The organism is Endozoicomonas sp. SESOKO3 (assembly GCF_024606255.1).
The window spans coordinates 1-3,491 of sequence record NZ_JAHHPR010000125.1; the positions used below are offsets into that span (position 1 = coordinate 1).

Below are 3,491 nucleotides of genomic sequence, written 5' to 3' on the forward strand. Positions count from 1 at the left end.
TCGATCTGGATTTGTTTAATGGCCTGATTGAGAGTCTTTTCGTCTTCGTCCGTGACAGCAGGGTAGACATCGGTTCGACTCACATAGACCACTTGTTTGCGACGAATATTATTCAGCTTTCTATGAACCCCTGACAGCTCACTTTCGGCTTTTTTAATGACTCGTTTGGTCATGGCGACATCACGATCAAGGGCGAACCGGGGCTTAGGCCCCAGGCGAGCCATTTGCCTTTCCAGCTCATTTTCAATGGCTGCGATACGTTCATCAACCTCGGACTGACCCGCTTTGAACAGTTCTTCATTCAGATGTTCAAGTTTTGCCTTAATTAGACTGTTCTGTTCGTCTGTGCTGGCTAGACCTTTATAGTTCTCAATCTTCAGTTGATCAGCGATTATATTGTTTCTGATTCTTTTGAGATCTTCATCGTCATAGATTTCGTTGACTTGTTCCCTTATTAATTCCTGAATTTTGTTTCTTAGAGCCTGCTGCTGGTGGGACAGATTGGCACCGTCTGCAAACCCTATCTGTAAATCACTAGCCAGTTTAGCCAGAAAAATTTTTCTTTTTTCTTTGGTAGCAGGGTTTTCATGAGGGTAGATATTTAGCTCTTTCTCCAGAGCGGCAAGATAATTGGCCTGTTGTTCTCTGGCTTGCTGATCCGATTCTTCGACTAAAAATTTGAGACGATCGCGAATTCTGGAAAGTACGAAATCATCCCTCAGGAGGCCCGCGTTCAGATCTCTCTCCAGGTTCTTTTTAATATCTGGCCTCTCACTTTTCCACCAGATGAAGTTGTCCATGTTGCTCAGCTCGTAATTTGAGACATCACCGCTATCAAGCCTTGTAAGAATCCTTTCCAGCCTTGTTGCTTTGCTGTCAATTTCATTGCTTTTGATCTTGAGTATTGCTTCCAGAGTTTGCAGTGTGAACCGGGCCTCTTTCTCTGATTGCTGTCTGGCTTCTCTGATGTATAGACGAATGTCTTCAGAAATGACCTGACGTTGAAAATACACATCGTCCTTATTGCTGAAGTGACTCTTTCTCCCCATAGCTTTTCCCACGGCACTGAGTGTCCGAAGTACTTCAGGCATGGCTTTGGGGTGGCCTGGTGTGTTGATGTCTTTCAGTTCTTCTTCCAGTGCAGCATTCTTGAGAAGCGAGTTATAAACACTTGACTCCAGGGCATTGAGGTTTGCTGTCGCGATGCCTTCATTCTGCTCACCAGGATCAAGGCCAAGGATCGCTGCAAGAGCAGATATTCTGGCTTTGGTGTGAGAATTCTCTATATCCTGTTGTTCATATATTGTCTGAATTCTGCGATGCAGGATTTCTTTTTGGGCATCCGTTATCGCAAGTTTTTGATTCAGGATTTGTATTTGAACATTTATTGTCTTAATTTTTTCAAGCAGGCGTTCTTGCTGAGCGTCAATATCAGCTTTGCCATCAAAATTCGGAATGTTCAAGACTGCGGCAAGGGTTGCATAGCGGGCTCTGATTCCAGTGGCATCTTTCGTATCTTTTGTGATGCTCAGTTGCTGAAAACGTTTCTGATCCTCAGTTGCCCACTGCTTCAGGTGCTGCTGAATGGCCCGGCATCGGGCTTCCGGCTCCGTGTCGACATCCGGGACCAAACCGAGCTGACGTTGAATGTTATTCAGACGATTGCGGACTACAGCATCAATCAGCTCTGTCTGTTGAAGCATTTGCTCTTGCAGGCAGAGTTTAATGAACTCATAGCGGGCACCGAGATCGTTTTCATTGTCTGGAGTAATATCGATCTGCTTTTCAATGTCTGCCAATTTTGTTTTTACGGCTTCTTCCCGAGACTGTTCTATCGCGGCATCTGTTGCGGCAACCGATCTTTTGATTTCATGAATGCCCTTTCTGATGAGTCTGGCTTGTTCTTCTGGTGGCTTGCTACCATCCCAGTTATCAATACCCAGTTCATTGGCCAGTTGGGTATTGTACTCATCTCTGATTTCTGCCAGGGAAGCACGAATGTCTTTTATCAGCGTTGGCATTCGAGTGACTTCCTGCTGAAATTTCGTTAGCCTCTTTTTTTCTTGTTCCAGCATTTTTTGAAGTTCAAGATGCTGCTGAATGGTCCGATGACGGGCCTTCAGGTCATCTTTGTTGAGCGGGACCAGACCGAGTTGACTTTCAACGATAGCCAGTCTGTGCGAGGCCTCCTCCTGATCGGTCGCTTCAGTCGTATGTTGCATATACTGTTGAATGGACTTACAGCGGGCACCCAGATCGTTTTCATCGACCGGAGTAATACCGAACTGGCCTTCAATGGCTGCCAGTTGTGCTTTCAGAGCTTCAGGACCAGGCTGTCCTGCTGCGGCCACTGATTGATTGATTTCATGAATTTTTTTTCTGATAAGCCTGATTTGTTCTTCCGGTGGCTGGGTATCATCCCAGTTATCAATACCAAGCATCTCTGCCAGTTGAGTCTTGTAGGCTATACTGGCTTCTTCCCTGACATCACGGATTTGTTGTTGCAGATACGGGATTCGTTCGACTTCATGCTGAAGTTTTTGTGACTGATCTTCCAGTTCTTTCACCACTTTACGAATCAGTGCGAGCTCATCCTCAGCGTGTTGCCTGAGTTGAAGTGCTCTGAGTTTTTGCTCTTCACTGGTAGTGACTGTCTCCGATATAAGCTTTAACTGGTTTTTAACCCGGATGAGTTCGCTTTTTGTTGCGAGGTGCTCTTGCAGCTGTCTTTCCCACTTAACTATTTTTCTGGCCATGTCCCTCACGACTTTGGCAGCAAACTGTTCGTCGTGGTTAAAAACATTGAGCTGTGATTCGTCGACAACGGGTACAAGACTCATAATACCCTTAACAAAATTCTGATTGATCAGAAGATCTCTAAGTGCAGGCTTGAAGCTGAAGTGTTTTGCGAGTTGAATCTGCAACCAGGTTGGCGTGATGACAGAGGAAGCGGCTCTGATGTGTTCCAGTGTGAATTCAAAGTTAGCTTCCTGAGCCGGGGTGGCACTGGTCAATGCCTGCTGGAGAAATTCGTAGTATGAAAGCGCACGCACAGCCAGTTTGTCTTCGTCTGTAAGCATCATCGGTTGATCTTTGTTAACTCCGGCATCGTACCGTGTAACAAACTCCTCCAGCAGTACCATCTGCCTGCTTCGAATGGCGTATTGATAGCCTTTGATATTGTCTTTTTGAATCCATGTTGTAGCAGGGGCGGGGGTATTACCCTCAGCTTCGACCCAGAGTTTATAGAGGTTTTCTACAAAAGCGATATCATCGGGATTTGGCTTCTGACCATGAAAAACAATAATCTCCCCCGGAGCTTCTGCTACTATCAGCTTTGGATAACCTGCAGGCACAGGATAAAGCGCTGTCTCGTCCTCTGCGTATGCAACATGGCCGACGGGTTTGCTGTGTGCCGACCGTTCATTAACAACTTGCTGTTGTAAGTCCCCGGCGACAACGTAGCCGATGGGTTTGCAGTGTGCCAACAG

At 46.1% G+C, this 3,491-nt stretch carries 1 protein-coding gene; it reads right to left on the reverse strand.

Annotated elements, in window-relative coordinates; genetic code table 11:
* Positions 1–3,491, reverse strand: a 3,491-nt coding sequence (locus KDK18_RS02260) for a hypothetical protein (RefSeq protein ID WP_257252896.1), incomplete at both ends; no start/stop codon positions are given.